Source organism: Streptococcus parasanguinis, from assembly GCF_016648925.1.
In the GTDB taxonomy this organism is placed as follows: Bacteria; Bacillota; Bacilli; order Lactobacillales; family Streptococcaceae; genus Streptococcus.
The window spans coordinates 108,224-126,810 of sequence record NZ_JACLQX010000004.1 but is presented as its reverse complement, the minus strand read 5'-3'; the positions used below and the strand labels follow the sequence as shown (position 1 = coordinate 126,810).

Below are 18,587 nucleotides of genomic sequence, written 5' to 3'. Positions count from 1 at the left end.
CCTGTGATTCTTTTGAACATTATCTTTTAAATATCCATCACTCCATCCTGCATATTATATCAAAAATTTTACATTCTTTCTCTGAAGAAATCAATTAATTTAAAAGATAGAGAAAGGAAGAAATTTTTGTATCCTTATCCGAAGAAGAAAAACGATATCTCCTCTGAAAGTAGATACCGTTTTAATGTTTAAACAGGATGAGTTTGTAGCAGCAATCCTAGCTGATATCGCCAACAAATCACGTGTTGAGAAATAATGAAAAAATAAAAAGATTGAGGATAAAACAATCTAAAAAACCTTCCTTAGGTGAGTAAGAACGTCAGCGAACTTCTATGAAGTTCCAAAACTCCCGAGAGAGAGTGGGACAGAAATTCTAGTCTCTCAATTGTCTTTGGATTATCGAGCAAGACGCAGTGGTTGAGTGGGCTCTACTACGCTGATTGCATCAGCTTTTACAGCCCTACTCAACTGTGCGGAGGTGGGACGACGAAATCGAATTCTAACGAATTACCGATTTCTGTCCCACTCTCATTTTTCTCACGACGGAAAGTTTTTAATAAATGATTCATTCATTCATTCTAGCAAGTAGGAAATTAACCTTTTTTAGAATCACTCAAGTGATTTTATCTTCTACATATCATTCGTTTTTTCTGAGACTGAGATTTTAACTTCTCGGTCTTTTTTACCCTTTCTTATCGGAAAGTCCAGCAATTGAGGCTCCACATTTCTTCATAAGTTTGATATAATAAGAAGATAGAGATTGATTAGGAAAAGAAGCATTAGAAACAGGTATGTAAGATGAAAAAAATATTAGTAGTTGATGATGAAAAACCAATTTCAGATATTATCAAATTTAACATGGCAAAAGAGGGCTATGAAGTCTTGACAGCCTTTGATGGCCGGGAAGCTTTGGAAGTCTTTGCGGCTGAGAATCCGGATATTATTATTCTAGATTTGATGTTGCCAGAGATTGATGGTCTGGAAGTGGCGCGTACGATTCGCAAGACCAGCAATGTGCCCATCATTGTCCTTTCTGCTAAAGATACGGAATTTGATAAGGTGATCGGTCTTGAAATTGGGGCAGATGACTATGTAACCAAACCCTTCTCTAATCGAGAATTGCAAGCACGTGTGAAGGCCTTGTTGCGTCGTTCGGAGTTTGCGGCTGATCCTCAGCTTGAAAATGAGGCCGATACGGAAATTGTAATTGGTGATCTTCACATCCTTCCAGACGCTTTCTTGGTTCAAAAGGCCAACAAAGAATTGGACTTGACCCATCGTGAGTTTGAATTGCTCTATCACCTTGCGACCCATGTCGGTCAAGTCATGACTCGTGAGCACCTTCTTGAGACGGTGTGGGGCTATGATTACTTTGGTGATGTTCGGACGGTGGATGTGACGGTTCGTCGTTTGCGTGAAAAAATCGAGGATACACCGGGGCGTCCAGAATATATCTTGACCCGCCGTGGTGTCGGATATTATATGAGAAACAATGATTGATCTAATAAAACAATTTGTCATGTCGTCGAACTTTGTCTTTGTTCTGATTACGGTTGGGTTTATCATTGTGGTTGCCTTGCTTCTCCTAGAAAACCGTAGGGACAATATCAAGCTCCGACAACTAAACGCCAAAATTAAAGATCTGATTGCTGGGGATTACTCTGAAGTGGTCGACATGCAAGGAAGTCCAGAGCTGACCGATATGACCAACAGTATCAATGATCTATCTGAGGTCATTCGTCTGACGCATGAAAACCTAGAGCAGGAAACCAAGCGGCTGACTAGTATTCTAGCCTATATGACAGATGGAGTGCTTGCGACCAACAGACGGGGTCAGATCATCATGGTCAATGAAATGGCAGCCAAGCAATTGAATGTCAATCCAGATGAGGTGCTCAATACCAGTATTCTAGATTTGCTTTCGCTTGGAGATGAGTATGATCTGCGCAGCTTGATTACTGAAGTACCAGAGTTAACCATCGATTCCCAGGATGAAAATGGGGAGTACTTAAGCCTTCGTGTTCGCTTTGCCTTGATTCGTCGCGAATCAGGTTTTATCTCTGGTCTGGTAGCTGTCTTGCACGATACGACAGAGCAGGACAAGGAAGAACGGGAACGTCGCCTCTTTGTCTCCAATGTGAGTCATGAACTGAGAACACCTTTGACCAGTGTGAAATCCTATCTGGAAGCCCTAGATGATGGCGCTTTGTCAGAGCCGGTGGCACCAGATTTTGTCAAAGTTTCACTCAATGAAACCAACCGCATGATGCGTATGGTCACAGATCTATTGAGCTTGTCACGAATCGATAATGAAACCAGTCAGTTGGACATCGAGTTGACCAACTTTACGGCCTTTATTACCTTTATTTTAAACCGATTTGATAAGATCAAGAGTCAATCGCAAGAAGATACCAAGAAGTATGAACTGATCCGTGAATATCCAATCACCCCGATTTGGGTTGAAATTGATACGGATAAAATGACCCAGGTAATCGACAATATCTTGAACAATGCCATCAAATACTCACCCGATGGTGGGAAAATCAAGGTAGGGATGAAAACAACAGATGCCCAGTTGATTATCTCTATCTCAGATGAGGGCTTGGGAATTCCCAAGAAAGACTTACCACGCATTTTTGATCGCTTTTACCGAGTGGATAAGGCGCGTAGCCGGGCCCAAGGTGGGACTGGTCTGGGCTTAGCCATTGCTAAGGAGATCGTTAAACAACACAAAGGCTTTATTTGGGCCAAGAGTGAATATGGCAAGGGATCTACTTTTACCATTGTCTTGCCGTACGACAAAGATGCTATTAAAGACGACTGGGATACAGAAGAGGAAGAATAAGGAGTCAATGACAGAAGAGGGATTTAAGTATAGTATTTTAGCTTCAGGTTCTAGTGGGAATTCTTTCTACCTTGAGACACCAAAGAAAAAACTGCTCATTGATGCAGGGTTATCAGGGAAAAAGATTACGGGACTTTTGGCTGAAATTGATCGCAAACCAGAAGACTTAGATGCCATTTTGATTACGCACGAACACTCAGACCATATCCATGGTGTGGGTGTTTTAGCGCGGAAATATGGCATGGATCTATATGCTAATGAAGCAACTTGGAAGGCTATGGAAGGCACCAAGTATCTAGGCAAGGTTGATGATGCTCAAAAGCACATCTTTGAAATGGGGAAGACCAAGACATTTGGCGATATCGATATCGAAAGTTTTGGGGTCAGTCACGATGCTGCAGCCCCTCAATTCTATCGCTTTATGAAGGATGGCAAGAGCTTCGTCATGCTGACGGATACTGGCTATGTGAGTGATCGCTTGGCACGCATCGTCGCGGATGCGGATGGCTATTTGATTGAGTCCAACCATGATGTAGAAATTCTTCGAGCAGGTTCGTATGCTTGGCGTTTGAAGCAACGGATCTTATCTGATCTGGGCCACCTTTCAAATGAAGATGGTGCAGATGCCATGATTCGGACCTTGGGAAATCGTACCAAGAAGATTTATCTGGGGCATTTGTCAAAAGAGAACAATATCAAAGAATTGGCCCATATGACCATGGAGAACCAACTGGCTCGAGCAGATCTAGCTGTCGGTCATGATTTTGAGGTGCTGGATACATCACCAGACACTGCAACTCCATTGACGAAGATATAAGATAGAAAACCACCTGCGGGTGGTTTTTTGATTTCTGATTAAAATCCCTTCATCTAGTGATGAATTTGCTCTTTACCCTAAATTTGTGTATGATAAGAGTACTTTATCTCAAGAATAAATTAATGGAGAAATGTTAATTGTGAAAACATATATCGGTTATTTGGAATCGAAATGGATTTATTTTGATGAAGAAAACGAAGTATTTCAATATAATGATCAAAAAAATACTTCCAATTGGATAATGGTTGCTGCTCCACTTGCAGTCTTTCTTTTGAAAGGAATTGCAAGTGTCTTAAATTCAGCCTTTGGGGGATTACCGTATACGATTAATATCAGTATTGCAATGATTGGAACTCTAATAGTTTTCGGAATGTTGATGATAGCGAAGGCGAGAAAAAAAGATCCGAGAATTGATTGGAAAACAGTTGTTTTGAAGGAAAAAGATCTCAAAATACTCAGAGCAAAGGTGCTTGCAATTTTAATTATGAAGATTCTTTTTGCTTTTTTAGGGATTTTTTTCTTGGCTACTTATATTAGAGAAACTGATTTTTTGTGTCTGATGATCTATCTACTGGCTTTTGCTTGTGTGATGCATTTTCATCAGGAAATTAAGACCAGAAAGATTCTTAAAATATTGAAGCGTCAAACAGGATCAACTGGACAATAATTACATCGAAATATGTTTTACTGCAATAGAATGAGAGTATTGCATCTTTGATAAGCGATTTAATGGTAGATAATATGGGTCAAGAAATTTTGGGTGGTTCATCATTTAAAAATCTCCTTGATGAATTGATATGAAAAGAAAGGGTGTTTATGCTTAAAAAAGCAAACATAGAACATTTAGCAAAAAAAAATTTTCGCTATCGCATTCTAAATGTAGATAATGAGCATTATTTAGTAGACGTGGATCGTCCTTTTATAATCTCATACTTTTTCCCGTGGTTTTTGTATTTTACATCCCATTGGGCTATTCGGTTAACTGAGGATGAATTTAACACATTAACAACATCTAGAAACGACAAGCAAAGGAATGGTTTAACACATAACAAAGGAATTTCAGCTTCTGGAGCTGCGTTTGTGGCATTGCTTTTATCGAGAGCGTTTCCGATTGAAGATTATCTGTACTTCAACTCTCATTTACTCAATATTGGATTGACGTTATTCGTTTTTGGTATTGTGATGGGAATTCGCGTGTGGATGAGCAGAAGAAAAATTGTGTCCATGCTAGAGAATAATGATCATCTTATCAAAGTATATTGTGTCCCAACAACATTAAAATTTATTTTTTTATCGCTTCTAATGCCAACGATTTCTCTTATCATTGTTGGTGTGGTTTGTTATGCGGTAATAACTAATTTTGCTCCGAACTTTGTAGTTCATTTAGGTTTATTTGTTTTTGCACTTAATTTTTTATTGTCTGGAAATACAATCTATTTCTCAGCTGAGTCAACTTTCAAAGCTAAAATGAAATAATATTGAAGTGCATATATAAAATATGGTTTGAACAACATGAAACCAATCTGAATGGTAGTTAGATCATGCTCAATCACAGAAAAGGAGAAATAGAAATGAAAAAGATAATCAGATCAAAATTAGTTCAAGTTTTATTTCTTGTCTTTATTATCACAGGAGCTAGCCTTGCATATAAGGCTTATCGTAAACATGAATTGACCCAGTTTGTCATGTGGAGCCCGAGAGCAAAAATGATGGATTATGAATTTATTGCTAATCATAAAGCGGTAGCAATTAGCTGGGATAACGAAGCTGAATTAAAGGAAGCGAAAGAGGCTAAGAAATATGATCCTCGTATTGACATCAGAAACAATAGAATTGAGATGCATGGTGAACGTTTTATTATTCGGCAGAGTTACAAATTGAAGTCGGCAGCATATAAGTACTGGTTAAGTGAAAATGATAAAGTTCCTTATTTAAAGAGTAATATCCCTGAAAAAGGAGAATACTGGTTATTAGATGTTTACGATACAAAAGACAATACGATTAAACAAAAAACTTATGATGTGTTTAAGATGGTGAGGGAATATAATAGAAATTATGTTCCAATTAATGTTGCGGATTCCCCAAAATTGTTACAATCTGAAGAAGGAAAAACTTATTTGCCTATAAAGATGGCAGTGAATAGTAAATCAAACTCAAAAACTTTTATTGGTATCATAGATATAGAAACGGGGAAAATTATTTCTAAAACATCATCTGGAAAAACAGGTAAGGACTTTTATGATGTAAATCAAAAAGCATGGCAAAATAAAGAAGGTCTTGAGGATTTACTCAATAAATATGACAGACTTTCAAACCAACATTTTAATTTTGTATGGTCAGCGTTTTGGTTTACTAAAAAAGCTCAAACAGATTCTTTAGCAAGCAAGTATCCAAAAGTATATGATATATTGAGTAAAGGTTCGCTATCTGAATTGTATTTCCTTGGAAAAGAAGATGTTCGTTTAAAAATCTCTTTTTTGAAATTGGTTGTTCCCAAAGATCCTAATATCTTTAAGAACCTAACTATTCCTGCAACTAGTTCGAAAGATGGAAAAGAACATACCGTTCAAAGTGAAGAAGAGTTTTTAGAGTATTATCAAGAAAATTTGAAGGAGAAATAAATGTCAACCAAAATGCTACTGTTTTGGCTCTCAACAACAGTTATATTTTTAGCCTTAGTTTTTGTGAGTGGTACTTATTTTTATCTTTATTTCCGTGATAAAAAAATGGTTCGGCTTGCTACATCATCAATCAAAGGAACAGTTGTGGGCTATAATAGCTTTCGAGGGGGAAATCCTCCGATTGTGGAATACAAGGTAAATGGCGTTGCTTATAAAAAATCCTTTCGTTATTTCTTCATTAGGACGGTTTCAACCCCATGGGGACCTAAACAGGCATCCTACTTTCTCACAAGAGAAGAGATGCTAGCCAATTCGATTACCTTTTATCGAAATTCATTTGTTTCTTTTAATACAGCTCTTCAGACCCAATTTCCACTATGTTCTTTGATGACGGTTTGGTATGATCCTGAAAAACCAAGTAGAGCTTACGTGGAGCGTTATTGCGGTGTGAATCGCTATTATAAATGGGCTGGAATCCTTTATGGGACCTTGCTCCTTCTAGTCTATGCTGTTGTGTTAGTAGCTTTTTCTAAAAATTGAGAAAGGATTAGTAAAAGTTAGTAAGTCAACTATGAAATGGCTTTTAACAAAAAAATCATACAAAGGAGAAGTAAATGCGCCTTGTTTATCTTACGATTGGTTTTGTGTCTTTGGGATTAGGAATTATTGGGATTCCTTTACCGATTTTACCGACGACTCCCTTTTTACTGCTATCGATGGCCTGCTTTGCTAAAAGTTCCAAACGCTTTGAAACCTGGCTCTACCAAACCAAGCTTTATCAAACCTATGTAGCGGATTACCGAGAGACCAAATCGATTGCCAAAGAACGGAAGAAATGGATCCTTCTTCAGATCTACATTCTGATGGGGATTTCGATCTATCTGGCACCGATTATTTGGGTGAAGCTTGCTCTAGGTGCTTTGACGATTTTTATCACCTATTATCTCTTAAAAGTGATTCCCAATAAGTCCGAAAATCAAACAGAAGAAGATCCTGATTAAAATTGGAGAATTCAGGCCCTAGAACTAGGAAAAGAAGTGCGTTCGTGCTTCTTTTTTGGTATACTTAAGAGTATGAATTTATTAGAAAGTAGGCTTCCCATGGAGAAATTACAAGCCCTGTTATCGGAACGGTTTCAGATCGTTTTTTCAGATAGCAGTTTATTAGATACAGCTTTTACGCACACCTCTTATGCCAATGAGCACCGCCTCTTAAAAATTTCACATAACGAACGTTTGGAATTTTTAGGAGACGCTGTTCTTCAATTAGTTATTTCCGAATATTTGTATAAGGAACACCCAAACAGACCGGAGGGAGATTTGTCCAAATTCCGTTCTATGATTGTCCGTGAAGAGAGTTTGGCTGGTTTTTCTCGGGATTGCCAATTTGACCATTTCATCAAACTGGGCAAGGGCGAAGAAAAATCTGGTGGCCGGGACCGTGATACGATCCTTGGCGATTTATTTGAAGCCTTTTTAGGTGCTCTTTTACTGGATCAAGGAGTGGAAGCGGTCAAACGCTTCATTTATCAGGTCATGATTCCTAAGGTTGAAACGGGTCAATTTTCCCAAGTCATTGACTACAAGACCCGTCTGCAAGAACTGTTGCAGGTTCACGGAGATGTGGAGATCCAGTATCAAGTGGTCAGCGAGTCCGGTCCTGCTCATGCCAAAGAGTTTGAAGTAGAAGTATTCGTGAACGGTCAAACGATGGGCCATGGTCATGGTCGTTCCAAGAAATTAGCGGAGCAGGAAGCAGCCCGCAATGCAGTTGAAACGAGGAATGATGGGCCATGTATTTAAAAGAGATTGAAATCCAAGGCTTTAAATCCTTTGCGGATAAGACAAAAGTCGTATTTGACAAAGGGGTCACTGCCGTTGTAGGGCCTAATGGATCTGGAAAATCCAATATCACGGAGAGCTTGCGCTGGGCCCTGGGGGAATCCAGTGTCAAGAGTCTACGTGGAGGCAAGATGCCCGATGTCATTTTTGCAGGGACAGAATCGCGTAAACCGCTGAATTATGCTTGTGTCACAGTTGTCTTAGATAACCAGGATGCTTTTATCCAGCAGGCAGGTAAAGAAATTCGGGTCGAACGCCATATTTATCGCTCGGGAGACAGCGAGTACAAGATCGATGGTAAGAAAGTACGTCTCAGAGATGTGCATGATTTGTTCATGGATACGGGATTGGGACGGGATTCTTTCTCGATTATCTCCCAAGGTCGTGTAGAGGAAATCTTTAACTCCAAACCGGAAGAACGCCGGGCTATCTTTGAGGAAGCTGCTGGTGTCTTGAAATTTAAGACGCGGCGCAAGGAAACGGAGACCAAACTCAACCAAACCCAGGAGAATTTGGACCGTCTAGAGGACATCCTCTATGAATTAGAAGGACAGATCCAGCCTCTTGAAAAGCAAGCGACGGTTGCTCGTCGTTTCTTGGAATTAGACCAAGAACGCCAGGTTCTCTTACTGGACGTTTTGGTCGCTCAAGTCGATCTGACAAAGGACCTTTATGAAAAGGCTGATCAAGAAGAAAAAGCCATTCAAGAACAGTTGGCCTCTTATTACCAACGTCGTCAGGTCTTGGAAGAAGACAATGTACGCATCAAGAAAGCCCGCCATCAGTTGGATGAAAGATTAGCTGAGGACCAGGCGAGCTTGCTTGAGGTTACTCGTTTGATCAGTGATTTGGAAAAGCAAATCGAAGTAGCTAAGTTGCAATCGAGTCAAGCAGCCCATAGTCGCAGGGAAAATCTTGAGCGGCTGGATGCTGTTTTGGCCCGTCTGGAAGAAGCGAAACAAGAGCTGGCTCAAAAACAAGAGACGCTAGCTGTGCTTCAACAAAGGCTGACAGAGAACCGTCAGCAACAAGAAGAGTTGGAAAAAGAATTAGCCAACTACGAAGAAGATCCGGAACAAGTCATTGAGCATCTACGAGAGCAGTATGTCGCGCTCTTGCAGACGGAGGCTGAAAAATCTAATGAACGGACAGCCATTGAGAGTCGGATCCAAGCACTCCTGCAAGAATCTAGCCATCGTCAAGAGGATTTGACCAAGGCACAAACAAACTTCGAAGCTGCCAAGGAAAAAGAAGTCCGACAATTGGAAGAGTTGGATCAGGCACAAGCGACGGTCAAAGGTTTACTAGTAGAATATCAAGAGCAACTGGTAAAAGTGGAGCAGGCCAAAGCTGCCTACCAAGAGGCTCAAGCGGCCATGTTTGACTTGATGGATGAGAGCAAGAATAAGCGGGCGCGGATCAATAGCTTGGAAGCTATTCAGAAGAACCATAGTAACTTCTATGCAGGAGTCAAGAGCGTTTTGCAAGAAGCAGAACGGTTAGGAGGCATCTGTGGGGCTGTTAGTGAGAATTTGAGTTTCTCAAAAGACTACCAGACGGCGCTTGAAATTGCTCTGGGAGCTAGCAGCCAACAGATCATTGTCGAAGATGAAAAGGCTGCAACGCGAGCGATCGATTTCTTGAAACGCAATCGCTTGGGACGGGCAACTTTCCTTCCGCTCACGACGATCAAAGCTCGTCAACTATCCCCTCGGAATCTAGAATTGATTCAAGCCAGTGCAGGATTTCTAGGAATTGCGAGTGACTTAGTGACCTATGAGCATCGTTTTGAACAGATTTTCCAAAACCTGCTTGGCGTAACGGCCATCTTTGATACGACGGACCATGCGCGTGAGGCGGCCCGTAAAGTCAACTATCAAGTTCGGATGGTGACCTTGGATGGGACTGAATTGCGGACCGGAGGATCGTATGCCGGTGGTGCCAATCGTTCCCAAAATACGGTCTTTGTCAAACCAGAATTGGATAGTTTGAAGCAGGAAATGCAAGCTCTGGATGCTCGTTTGAGAGAAGCAGAGCAGGAGGTCGAGACCAAGGACAATCTGCTCAAGCAGGCGCAAGAATACCTGGCCTCTATTCAAAGCCAAGGTGAGCAAGCGCGTCTAGAGCAACAGCGGGCCCAATTGGCCTACCAACAAAGCCAAGAGCAACTGAAAGAAATTCAGGAACTCTTAGAAGCTTTGAAGTCAGAATTGGCAACAGATGCGACCCAGTCTCTCCAAGAAGAGCTGGAATCCCTTACTGAGCAATTGGCAGAAATTGAGCTTCAAAAAGAAAATTTGAACCGCGACATTGAAACAATGAAGTCGGACAAAGATGTTCTGCAACAAAAGGTACAAAACTTGCAAGAGCAATTGGCAGAATTGCGACTTCAACAGACGGAATGGTTGAGCCAACAAAGCTATGAGCAAACAGATGCTCGTCGCTTGGAAGAAACGATCTCCCAGTTGGAAGTAGAAGAGCATCAGTTGCAATTGCTGATTGAACAAGGCGATGCCCAAGTTCAAACAGTAGATGTGGAGCAGCTAGCCAATCAATTGGCACAGGCCCAAGCCAAGAAAACGGACTTGGAACAAGGGGTCATTCGGAAACGCTTTGAGCTAGATGATTTGGAAGGCCAGGCCGAAGATGTGGCAGAACAGATGGAACAAGCGCGTAAGAAAAACGAAGAATGGATTCGTCAACAAGCCAAGGCTGAAGCGACACGTGAAAAGCATGCGGATCATTTGAACAAGCTCTTAACGCAAATTACCGATGAATTCATGCAAAGCTTTGACCAAGCCAAAGAGCAGGCCAAACCTGTTGAAAATCTTGCAGCAGCTGAAAACCAGCTCAAGAGCATCGAAAAAGATATTAAGGCTCTTGGTCCAGTCAATGTGGATGCGATCGAGCAGTACGATGAGGTGAAGGGGCGCTTTGATTTCCTTTCCAGCCAGCGTGAGGATGTCTTGGCTGCGAAAAACATGCTTCTGTCCACCATCAACGACATGAATGACGAAGTTAAGGAACGCTTTAAATCAACTTTTGAAGCCATTCGTGAATCCTTTAAAGTCACTTTCCGTCAAATGTTTGGTGGGGGTTCTGCTGATTTGATTCTGACAGAGCCAGATCTTCTGACAGCTGGTGTTGAGATTTCTGTGCAGCCACCTGGTAAAAAGATCCAATCCTTAAACCTCATGAGTGGTGGAGAAAAGGCCTTGTCTGCCTTGGCTCTCTTGTTCTCGATTATTCGTGTCAAGACCATTCCATTTGTCATTTTGGATGAGGTAGAGGCTGCCCTAGATGAGGCTAATGTCAAGCGCTTTGGGGATTATCTGAACCGCTTTGATAAGGAAAGCCAATTTATTGTCGTGACGCACCGGAAGGGAACCATGTCAGCTGCCGATTCCATCTATGGTGTAACCATGCAGGAATCTGGGGTTTCTAAAATCGTCTCAGTAAAATTGAAAGACTTAGAAAATGAAGAATAATGATATTAAATTGATCGCTACGGATATGGATGGAACCTTTCTAAATGACCAACATCAGTACGATCAAGACCTTTTACGCAAGGTGTTAGCAAGCTGCAAAGAAAAAGGCATCTATTTTGCTGCTGCGAGTGGCCGTGCCCTCCTTTCTCTCAAATCCCTCTTTAAAGGATTTGAGGACCAGATGATTTTCATTGCTGAAAATGGTAGTGTGGTAGAATTTCATGGAGAAGATCTTTACGAAGCAACCATGTCCAAAGACTTTTATTTGGGTGTTTTTGAGGCTTTGAAAGCTTCCCCTTATGCAGACCCGAATAAGCTTCTTTTGACTGGGAAAAAAGGAAGCTATGTCTTAGAAACAGTAGATCCCGACTATCTGGCCTTGAGTCAGCACTACAATGAAAACATTCAAAAAGTGAAAACCCTAGCAGATATTCAAGATGAAATTTTCAAATTGACCACCAACTTTGATGCAGCTCTTGTACTTGAAGGTGAACAATGGGTCACTGACAATATCCCCGGTGTCAAAGCGATGACGACAGGTTTTGAGTCAATTGATATTGTCCTCGATTATGTCGATAAGGGAGTGGCTATTACTGCCTTAGCGGATAAACTAGGGATCTCGATGGATCAGGTGATGGCTTTCGGGGATAACCTAAACGACCTCCATATGATGCAAGTCGTGGGCCATCCAGTAGCGCCAGAAAATGCACGTCCTGAAATCTTGGCCATTGCTGAAACAGTCATCGGCCACCATGCGACTGGTTCTGTCCTACGCTACATGGAGGAAATTGTATGAGTAAGATTTCCTTGATTGCGCTGGATTTAGATGGGACCCTTCTCAATTCTGAAAAAAAGATCTCCCCTCGCAATAGAGCAGCCCTCGCTGCTGCACAGGCCCAAGGTGTCAAGGTGGTTCTAACCACTGGTCGCCCCTTGAAAGCCATGGATTTTCTTTTGGAAGAATTGGGAACAGCAGGCCTCAAAGAAGAGTATACGATTACCTTCAACGGTGGTCTAGTGCAGCGAAATAATGGAGAAATCCTCTCAAAAGTTGTCTTGGCACCTGAAGATGTCGAAACCATTCATGATGAAACAGCCCGTCTAGGCCTTCCGCTGGATGCTATCAGTGAGGGAACGGTTTATGAGATTCATGCAGAGCGAAAGTCTCTCTATTCCCTTTACAATCCCTACCTAAACTTTATTGAGACAGATTTTAAAGACCTGCCATCCACGATTTCCTACAACAAGTGTGTGACAGCCGTCGATCAAGACTTTTTAGATGCAGCGATAAAACAGATCAAGCCGGAGTTATTTCAAGACTATGAAATTTTTAAATCTCGGGAGATGTTGCTGGAATGGTGTCCTAAAAATGTTCACAAGGCGACAGGTTTAGAGGCACTGGCAACTATTTTGGGTCTTGAGGCAGATCAAGTCATGGCCTGTGGAGATGAAGCCAATGACCTGTCTATGATACAATGGGCTGGACTGGGGGTTGCCATGGGCAATGCGATTCCAGCAGTGAAGGAAGTTGCAACGCTTGTGGCCCCTGTGACCAATGACCAAGATGCCGTCGCATGGGCGATTGAAAATTATGTGCTAAAGGAGAGTGAATAAATGGGATTATTTGATCGTTTATTTGGAAAAAAAGAAGAAACTGAAAAAGTGCTTCCGTCTTCTGAAGAAGTGACGGAAAGTACTGAGGTTGAAGAAACTGTCAAAGAGGAGCCGGCGGCTACCTTAAATGACAAGGAAGAGCAAAAAATCTCTGATATGGAGGCTTACTACCAAGAGCTCAAAGCGCGAATTGCAGCCACTCATCAACCTGTTTCAACCGTTGCTCAAGAAGAGCTGGCAGAGGAACCTCTTGTTGAAGAAAATGTGACTTCAGAGACTCATGAAGACCAAGCAGCGGGAGAGGAGTCTCCAGTTGTTTTTGAACCTGTTCAAACAGAAGCAAGTCCTCAAGAAGTTTCACCACTAGCTGATGAAACGGAGACTGAGCCTCTTGAAGAAGTGAAAATTGAAGCGGAAGTTACTGAAAATGGTGAGGAAGCAGATGGGGCTAATACTTCAGAAATGAAAGAAGAGCCACCAATTGCCTTTCCATCATCTGAAGCTGAGCTAGTAGAAGGGAGCACGACAGAAGAGGAGGCTCCAGAACTAGTAGAAGCTCAGGATGAAGTTTCAGAACCTGAAGTATCAGAAGCGATTGCTCAAGTGGAGGAAACTTCAGAAGTAGCAGAAGCCGAGTCTAGACTTCCTCAAGGAGAACCTGCATCAACCGTTGAGGAAAGAACTGTTGAAGAGGCAGAAGAGCCAATTCCAGACGAGGTTGAGCCTCAGCAAGAAACCATTCAGGAAAAATACGATCGTAGCTTGAAAAAGACACGAACTGGATTTGGAGCACGTCTCAATGCCTTCTTTGCCAATTTCCGTTCAGTCGATGAAGAATTCTTTGAAGAATTGGAAGAACTCTTGATCATGAGTGACGTTGGGGTTCAAGTGGCCTCTAATTTAACCGAAGAGTTGCGCTATGAAGCCCGTTTGGAAAATGCCAAAAAACCAGATGCTCTCAAGCGCGTGATCATCGAAAAATTGGTGGACTTGTATGAAAAGGATGGCCAATTTAATGAAGCTATTCGTTTTCAAGACGGTCTTACGGTCATGCTCTTTGTTGGGGTCAATGGAGTTGGTAAAACAACCTCTATCGGGAAGTTAGCCCACCGCTACAAACAAGAAGGCAAGAAAGTCATGTTGGTTGCAGCAGATACTTTCCGTGCAGGAGCAGTAGCTCAACTGGCAGAATGGGGACGCCGCGTAGATGTTCCAGTTGTGACAGGTCCTGAAAAATCAGATCCTGCTAGTGTCGTCTTTGATGGAATGGAACGCGCGATCGCTGAAAACATTGATGTTCTGATGATTGATACAGCTGGTCGTCTGCAAAACAAGGACAACCTCATGGCCGAGCTGGAAAAAATCGGTCGCATTATCAAGCGTGTGGTACCTGATGCTCCGCATGAAACCTTGCTAGCCCTCGATGCATCAACCGGTCAAAATGCCTTGGTGCAAGCTAAAGAATTTTCAAAAATTACGCCTGTGACAGGAATTGTATTGACCAAGATCGATGGAACGGCTCGAGGTGGGGTCGTCCTTGCGATCCGTGAAGAGTTGGACATTCCAGTGAAGTTGATTGGTTTCGGAGAAAAGATTGATGACATCGGACCATTCCACTCAGAAAACTTCATGAGAGGCCTCTTGGAAGGCTTGATTTAAGAGTCGAATAGAAAAAGACAAATTGTTGGAAGGACAATTTGTCTTTTTGTTTCCTTGCGCTATCAAAAAAAACCACCTGAAGGTGGCTTTCCTTAATTCTTAGGTTCAGGTTTCCAAACCCATTCGGCTCCGTATTCTGCAAGGAGATCATCGGATGCAGTTGGTCCCATGGATCCAGACTTGTATTCATAGAGTGGTGCTCCATTTTCGGCCCATAGTTTTTCAATCCGGTCAATCAATTGCCATGAAGCACGGACTTCGTGCCAGTGGCTGTAATTGGTTGAGTCATTGTTCAAAACATCGAAAATTAATTTTTCATAAGGCTCTGGTGAAGCCCCAGTTGCGGTCGCATCTGTTTCGTAATCAAAGGAAATCGGTGCGATACTGAATGTTTCTCCGACCTCTTTTCCGTTGATGCTCAATGAGAAACCTTCGCTTGGTTGGATATAAATGGTCAAGACATTTGGTTGCAAACTATGTCCAAAGATGGAGTCGGTTTGCTTGAAGACCACATTGACCATAGTTCCTTTTTGCGTCAAGCGTTTTCCGGTACGGAAGAAGAAAGGCACACCGCGGAAGCGATCGCTATCAACAAAGAATGCACCAGAAGCATAGGTTTCCGTAGTAGATTCAGGGTCGACATTGGGTTCACTGCGATAAGAGATATCTTTTTTCCCTTCGATCGTACCTGAATGGTATTGACCACGGATAAAGAATTTCTTTAATTCGTCATCTATTGGATTGTGCAATTGCTCAAAAACTTTAACTTTTTCTGCCCGAATCGCATCCTTAGTAAAGGTGGCTGGTTTATCCATAGCAAGCAAAGACAACAGCTGAAGGGTATGGTTTTGCACCATATCTCGAAGGGCCCCCGAGTGATCATAGTAGCCACCGCGTTCTTCAACCCCCAAGCGTTCAGCAAAGGTAATTTGGATATTGTCAATAAAGTCTCGATTCCAGAGGTTGTCAAAAATGAGATTACCGAAACGAATGGCAAAGATATTTTGGATCATTTCTTTTCCAAGGTAGTGGTCGATCCGGAAGATTTGTTCTTCATCAAAGGTTTCTTCCAATTCCTTGTTGAGCTGACTAGCCGTTTCTAGGTCTGTACCGAAAGGTTTTTCAACGATCAAGCGCTCAAAGCCTTGCCCATCCACAATGCCTTCTGATTTGAGGTGTTTGGCAATGGTTCCAAAAAATTGAGGAGCCATGGACAAGAAGAAGACCTTGTTGTGTTCCGTTTGGTATTTCTCATCCAAGCTGTTTTGTAATTCGCGCAGAGCGATGTAATGTTCGGTATCATTGACATCGTGGCTTTGGTAGTAGAAATGGCTAGCGAATTCTTGAGCTTGTTGAGGGCTATCGGCCAGATCTGTGATGGATTCTACCACGACTGATTCAAAGTATTCCTTGCTCCATGGTCTGCGGGCTGTTCCGATAACTGCAAAGTGTTCAGATAGATTTCCTGATTTATAGAGTCTAAAAAGGGATGGGTAGAGTTTGCGCTTGGCTAAATCTCCACTGGCCCCGAAAATGGTTACAATAACTTTTGAAGACATTTAAGTACCTATTTCCTATTTTATTAACCATATTTTACCATAAAATCTACAAGATTTCTTTGATGGAATCGTTGTTCCGAATATTTTCCGCTGGGATTAGAGGATTTGAGAGGAAAGCATAAAAAAGCTAGAATCAATGTGGATTCTAGCTTGAGCTGTTATAAGCTGTTTGGATCGACCACCGAAGAAACTTGGTGACTCCATCAGAATACGCGGTAGACATAAGGATTGGCTGGTTTCGTAATGGTCTGGCAATCGCTAATGTGGAGAACAGGCAAGCTTTGCTTGAGCTGCTTGTGGTATTCAATGGACAAGGTTCCTTTCGCATGGATCCAAGTATTGTTTTCGAAATGCTGCGGAGCACCCGTCGTTAAGAGACCGTAGACGCCGGAATCTGCGATACAGTGGATGATCCCAAAGCGAAAGAGAAATTGGCTGTCCTTGTTATTGGGATCATTGTATACAAAACCGGTCAGCTCGATCGTCTTTCCTGCAAATTGGTCAGGATAATCATAAATCACTTCCATGACTTCCATGTAATTCTCAGTGGTCACCTGAATCACTTTTTTATCAACATATTTCTTTGCCGCCTGCTTCATTTCTGACTCATAGGCAGATTTGGTAAAATAGCTACTAGTATCTGGTTTGAGATACTGGGTTGTTGTCCCTTCGTCCTGCTGGATTTCCTTGGAAGATCCAGCCGCAACCGGGAAGTGGTAGCCTTTGGCAGAGACTGTTTGGGAATCCAGTGTCACTGTAGGGAAAAATAGCCCGACAAACAAAGGAATACAGAGCAAGAAAATACTCGCCACTTTTGCCCAGAAGCCAGAGAGATGACTGTGGATCTTCATCTGCTTGACCCAGATGATCAGCTGCACAAGAGCTAAAACAAAGGACAAGAACATGGAAATATAAGCCAAGTAAGAATAGTGTAAGTTGATGTATTGATTGAGCTTACCAGATAATTGCAGGTACATGGTGAGCTCAAAATAGCCAGCTAATATCAAGAAACGAATCATAGCACTACCCCCACAAACCAAGCATAAAGGAGCACAACTCCACTCACAATTCCGATAAATTGCCAGATAAAACGGGTCTTGAGATAATTTTTCATCATGAGGAGATTTTTGACATCAAGCATAGGCCCAATCACCAAAAAGGCTAGAACAGGCGCTACTCCAAAACTTGTTAGAAGAGAGGATCCAACAAAGGCGTCCGCCTCGCTACAAAGTGAGAGGAGGAAGGACAAGACCATGAGAAGGAGAATAGCAATAACCGGTGTCGCACTGATCGAAGTGAGGATCCGTGTTGGGACATAGACTTGGACGAGGCTGGCAAAGAGACAACCAAATACCAGGTAACGTCCCGTGTCAAAGAATTCATCAATGGCTTGCACCAAGACTTGGAAGAGCTTTTGACCTTTGCTCAAGTTCCTAAAATCATGTTCATGTACAGCCTTACGATGTTCTTTTTGGATCGAATCTGTCTGAATAAAACCAAGAAAGATCCCTAGCACCGTTGCGACCAAAAGGGAACCAAGGGCTCGGTAGAAGGCCATCTTGACAGAATTCCCAAAAGCTGAGTAGGTCGCAAAGAGAACGATAGGATTGATGACCGGTGCTGTCACCAGAAAGGGAACAGCAGTATAACTTGGGACTTTCTTTTCTAGAAAGCGATTGATAATGGGAACAATTCCACATTCACAGGAAGGAAAGATAAAGCCGATAAAGGTCCCAAAGAAGATCCGCCCAAATTTATTCTTGGGAAGAAAGCGATAGACCCTTTCGGGGGTGATATAGACCTCAATAATCCCTGAAATGATACTTCCGATTAGGACAAAAGGTAGGGCCTCGATAATAATCGAGAGAAAAATAGCCCCAGCCTGCAAGACGCTAGAGGGAAGGTGTTGAAAGAATGTCATTACTTAACCTTCTTTGCTTCTTTAGCTGTAGCAGTTTCTGCCTTCTTTTTTTCTTCAGGAAATTCTACTTTCTTTTCTACATCCGGAAAACTTGCAAAGTTTTCAAACATTTTATCAAGATCATCTGTTTTTGAGAATTTAATAGCCATTGTTGGGCCTCCTTTTTATTTTCTTTCATTATAACAAAAAGGAAAGAGCAAGGGGGAAATGGAGCATAAAAGG

Annotated in this window: 17 protein-coding genes; 13 read left to right on the top strand and 4 right to left on the bottom strand. The window is 42.1% G+C overall.

The window, feature by feature from the left end; genetic code table 11:
- Positions 1 to 798: 798 nt before the first annotated feature.
- The 13 genes from yycF to ftsY all read left to right on the top strand — a co-directional run bounded on the left by yycF (position 799) and on the right by ftsY (position 14,885).
- Positions 799 to 1,500, top strand: coding sequence for a response regulator YycF (yycF, locus tag H7T97_RS02680; protein WP_049483721.1), 702 nt, complete (start codon positions 799 to 801; stop codon positions 1,498 to 1,500).
- Positions 1,493 to 2,845 (top strand): cell wall metabolism sensor histidine kinase VicK, encoded by a 1,353-nt coding sequence (gene vicK, locus H7T97_RS02675; RefSeq protein WP_201089278.1) that lies wholly within the window; start codon positions 1,493 to 1,495, stop codon positions 2,843 to 2,845. Before yycF ends, vicK begins: the two co-directional genes overlap by 8 nt.
- 7 nt (positions 2,846 to 2,852) lie before the next feature.
- Positions 2,853 to 3,662 (top strand): MBL fold metallo-hydrolase, encoded by an 810-nt coding sequence (locus tag H7T97_RS02670; RefSeq protein ID WP_201089276.1) that lies wholly within the window; start codon positions 2,853 to 2,855, stop codon positions 3,660 to 3,662.
- 130 nt (positions 3,663 to 3,792) lie between these two features.
- Positions 3,793 to 4,329, top strand: coding sequence for a hypothetical protein (locus H7T97_RS02665; protein WP_201089275.1), 537 nt, complete (start codon positions 3,793 to 3,795; stop codon positions 4,327 to 4,329).
- Positions 4,330 to 4,478: 149 nt separating this feature from the next.
- A complete protein-coding gene (locus H7T97_RS02660; RefSeq protein ID WP_024054736.1) occupies positions 4,479 to 5,138 on the top strand; it encodes a DUF443 family protein in 660 nt (219 codons plus the stop codon).
- 95 nt (positions 5,139 to 5,233) lie between these two features.
- Positions 5,234 to 6,283 carry a hypothetical protein gene (locus H7T97_RS02655; protein ID WP_207185536.1) on the top strand — a complete coding sequence of 350 codons (1,050 nt, stop codon included), beginning with the start codon at positions 5,234 to 5,236 and terminating at the stop codon, positions 6,281 to 6,283.
- Positions 6,284 to 6,823, top strand: coding sequence for a hypothetical protein (locus tag H7T97_RS02650; RefSeq protein ID WP_201089273.1), 540 nt, complete (start codon positions 6,284 to 6,286; stop codon positions 6,821 to 6,823).
- 74 nt (positions 6,824 to 6,897) lie between these two features.
- Positions 6,898 to 7,284, top strand: a complete 387-nt coding sequence (locus H7T97_RS02645) for a YbaN family protein (protein WP_070665432.1) — start codon at positions 6,898 to 6,900, stop codon at positions 7,282 to 7,284.
- 99 nt (positions 7,285 to 7,383) lie between these two features.
- Positions 7,384 to 8,085: a ribonuclease III gene (rnc, locus tag H7T97_RS02640; RefSeq protein ID WP_070506695.1), complete on the top strand. Its 702-nt coding sequence runs from the start codon at positions 7,384 to 7,386 to the stop codon at positions 8,083 to 8,085.
- Complete coding sequence (gene smc, locus H7T97_RS02635; protein WP_201089271.1) at positions 8,076 to 11,612, top strand: chromosome segregation protein SMC; 3,537 nt, start codon at positions 8,076 to 8,078, stop codon at positions 11,610 to 11,612. Before rnc ends, smc begins: the two co-directional genes overlap by 10 nt.
- Positions 11,602 to 12,408, top strand: coding sequence for a Cof-type HAD-IIB family hydrolase (locus tag H7T97_RS02630; protein ID WP_070665430.1), 807 nt, complete (start codon positions 11,602 to 11,604; stop codon positions 12,406 to 12,408). The genes smc and H7T97_RS02630 overlap by 11 nt, the downstream gene beginning before the upstream one ends.
- Positions 12,405 to 13,226, top strand: a complete 822-nt coding sequence (locus tag H7T97_RS02625) for a Cof-type HAD-IIB family hydrolase (RefSeq protein ID WP_201089269.1) — start codon at positions 12,405 to 12,407, stop codon at positions 13,224 to 13,226. Before H7T97_RS02630 ends, H7T97_RS02625 begins: the two co-directional genes overlap by 4 nt.
- On the top strand, positions 13,227 to 14,885 hold the full coding sequence (gene ftsY / locus H7T97_RS02620) for a signal recognition particle-docking protein FtsY (RefSeq protein ID WP_201089267.1): 1,659 nt from the start codon (positions 13,227 to 13,229) through the stop codon (positions 14,883 to 14,885).
- 92 nt (positions 14,886 to 14,977) lie between these two features.
- On the opposite strand, the gene zwf is transcribed toward ftsY, so the two are convergent.
- The 4 genes from zwf to H7T97_RS02600 all read right to left on the bottom strand — a co-directional run bounded on the left by zwf (position 14,978) and on the right by H7T97_RS02600 (position 18,514).
- Positions 14,978 to 16,444 (bottom strand): glucose-6-phosphate dehydrogenase, encoded by a 1,467-nt coding sequence (gene zwf, locus H7T97_RS02615; protein WP_201089265.1) that lies wholly within the window; start codon positions 16,442 to 16,444, stop codon positions 14,978 to 14,980.
- Between the two features lie 203 nt (positions 16,445 to 16,647).
- The gene (locus H7T97_RS02610) at positions 16,648 to 17,463 is read right to left on the bottom strand and encodes a TIGR03943 family putative permease subunit (RefSeq protein WP_003015619.1); all 816 of its coding nucleotides are present in this window, start codon (positions 17,461 to 17,463) and stop codon (positions 16,648 to 16,650) included.
- A complete protein-coding gene (locus tag H7T97_RS02605) occupies positions 17,460 to 18,365 on the bottom strand; it encodes a permease (RefSeq protein ID WP_201089264.1) in 906 nt (301 codons plus the stop codon). Before H7T97_RS02605 ends, H7T97_RS02610 begins: the two co-directional genes overlap by 4 nt.
- Entirely contained in the window at positions 18,365 to 18,514 is a 150-nt protein-coding gene (locus tag H7T97_RS02600; protein ID WP_173018773.1) for an SPJ_0845 family protein, read from the bottom strand. The genes H7T97_RS02605 and H7T97_RS02600 overlap by 1 nt, the downstream gene beginning before the upstream one ends.
- Between the last annotated feature and the right edge of the window lie 73 nt (positions 18,515 to 18,587).

What these genes read in the sequence shown, in the direction of transcription:
- H7T97_RS02650 (WP_201089273.1), top strand. Translation starts at nt 6,284, where the DNA reads ATGTCAACCAAAATGCTACTGTTTTGGCTCTCAACAACAGTTATATTT.
- H7T97_RS02600 (WP_173018773.1), bottom strand. Translation starts at nt 18,514, where the DNA reads ATGGCTATTAAATTCTCAAAAACAGATGATCTTGATAAAATGTTTGAA.
- zwf (WP_201089265.1), bottom strand. Translation starts at nt 16,444, where the DNA reads ATGTCTTCAAAAGTTATTGTAACCATTTTCGGGGCCAGTGGAGATTTA.
- H7T97_RS02625 (WP_201089269.1), top strand. Translation starts at nt 12,405, where the DNA reads ATGAGTAAGATTTCCTTGATTGCGCTGGATTTAGATGGGACCCTTCTC.
- H7T97_RS02655 (WP_207185536.1), top strand. Translation starts at nt 5,234, where the DNA reads ATGAAAAAGATAATCAGATCAAAATTAGTTCAAGTTTTATTTCTTGTC.
- H7T97_RS02670 (WP_201089276.1), top strand. Translation starts at nt 2,853, where the DNA reads ATGACAGAAGAGGGATTTAAGTATAGTATTTTAGCTTCAGGTTCTAGT.
- H7T97_RS02610 (WP_003015619.1), bottom strand. Translation starts at nt 17,463, where the DNA reads ATGATTCGTTTCTTGATATTAGCTGGCTATTTTGAGCTCACCATGTAC.
- rnc (WP_070506695.1), top strand. Translation starts at nt 7,384, where the DNA reads ATGGAGAAATTACAAGCCCTGTTATCGGAACGGTTTCAGATCGTTTTT.
- H7T97_RS02630 (WP_070665430.1), top strand. Translation starts at nt 11,602, where the DNA reads ATGAAGAATAATGATATTAAATTGATCGCTACGGATATGGATGGAACC.
- H7T97_RS02665 (WP_201089275.1), top strand. Translation starts at nt 3,793, where the DNA reads ATGTTAATTGTGAAAACATATATCGGTTATTTGGAATCGAAATGGATT.
- smc (WP_201089271.1), top strand. Translation starts at nt 8,076, where the DNA reads ATGTATTTAAAAGAGATTGAAATCCAAGGCTTTAAATCCTTTGCGGAT.
- yycF (WP_049483721.1), top strand. Translation starts at nt 799, where the DNA reads ATGAAAAAAATATTAGTAGTTGATGATGAAAAACCAATTTCAGATATT.
- vicK (WP_201089278.1), top strand. Translation starts at nt 1,493, where the DNA reads ATGATTGATCTAATAAAACAATTTGTCATGTCGTCGAACTTTGTCTTT.
- ftsY (WP_201089267.1), top strand. Translation starts at nt 13,227, where the DNA reads ATGGGATTATTTGATCGTTTATTTGGAAAAAAAGAAGAAACTGAAAAA.
- H7T97_RS02645 (WP_070665432.1), top strand. Translation starts at nt 6,898, where the DNA reads ATGCGCCTTGTTTATCTTACGATTGGTTTTGTGTCTTTGGGATTAGGA.
- H7T97_RS02660 (WP_024054736.1), top strand. Translation starts at nt 4,479, where the DNA reads ATGCTTAAAAAAGCAAACATAGAACATTTAGCAAAAAAAAATTTTCGC.
- H7T97_RS02605 (WP_201089264.1), bottom strand. Translation starts at nt 18,365, where the DNA reads ATGACATTCTTTCAACACCTTCCCTCTAGCGTCTTGCAGGCTGGGGCT.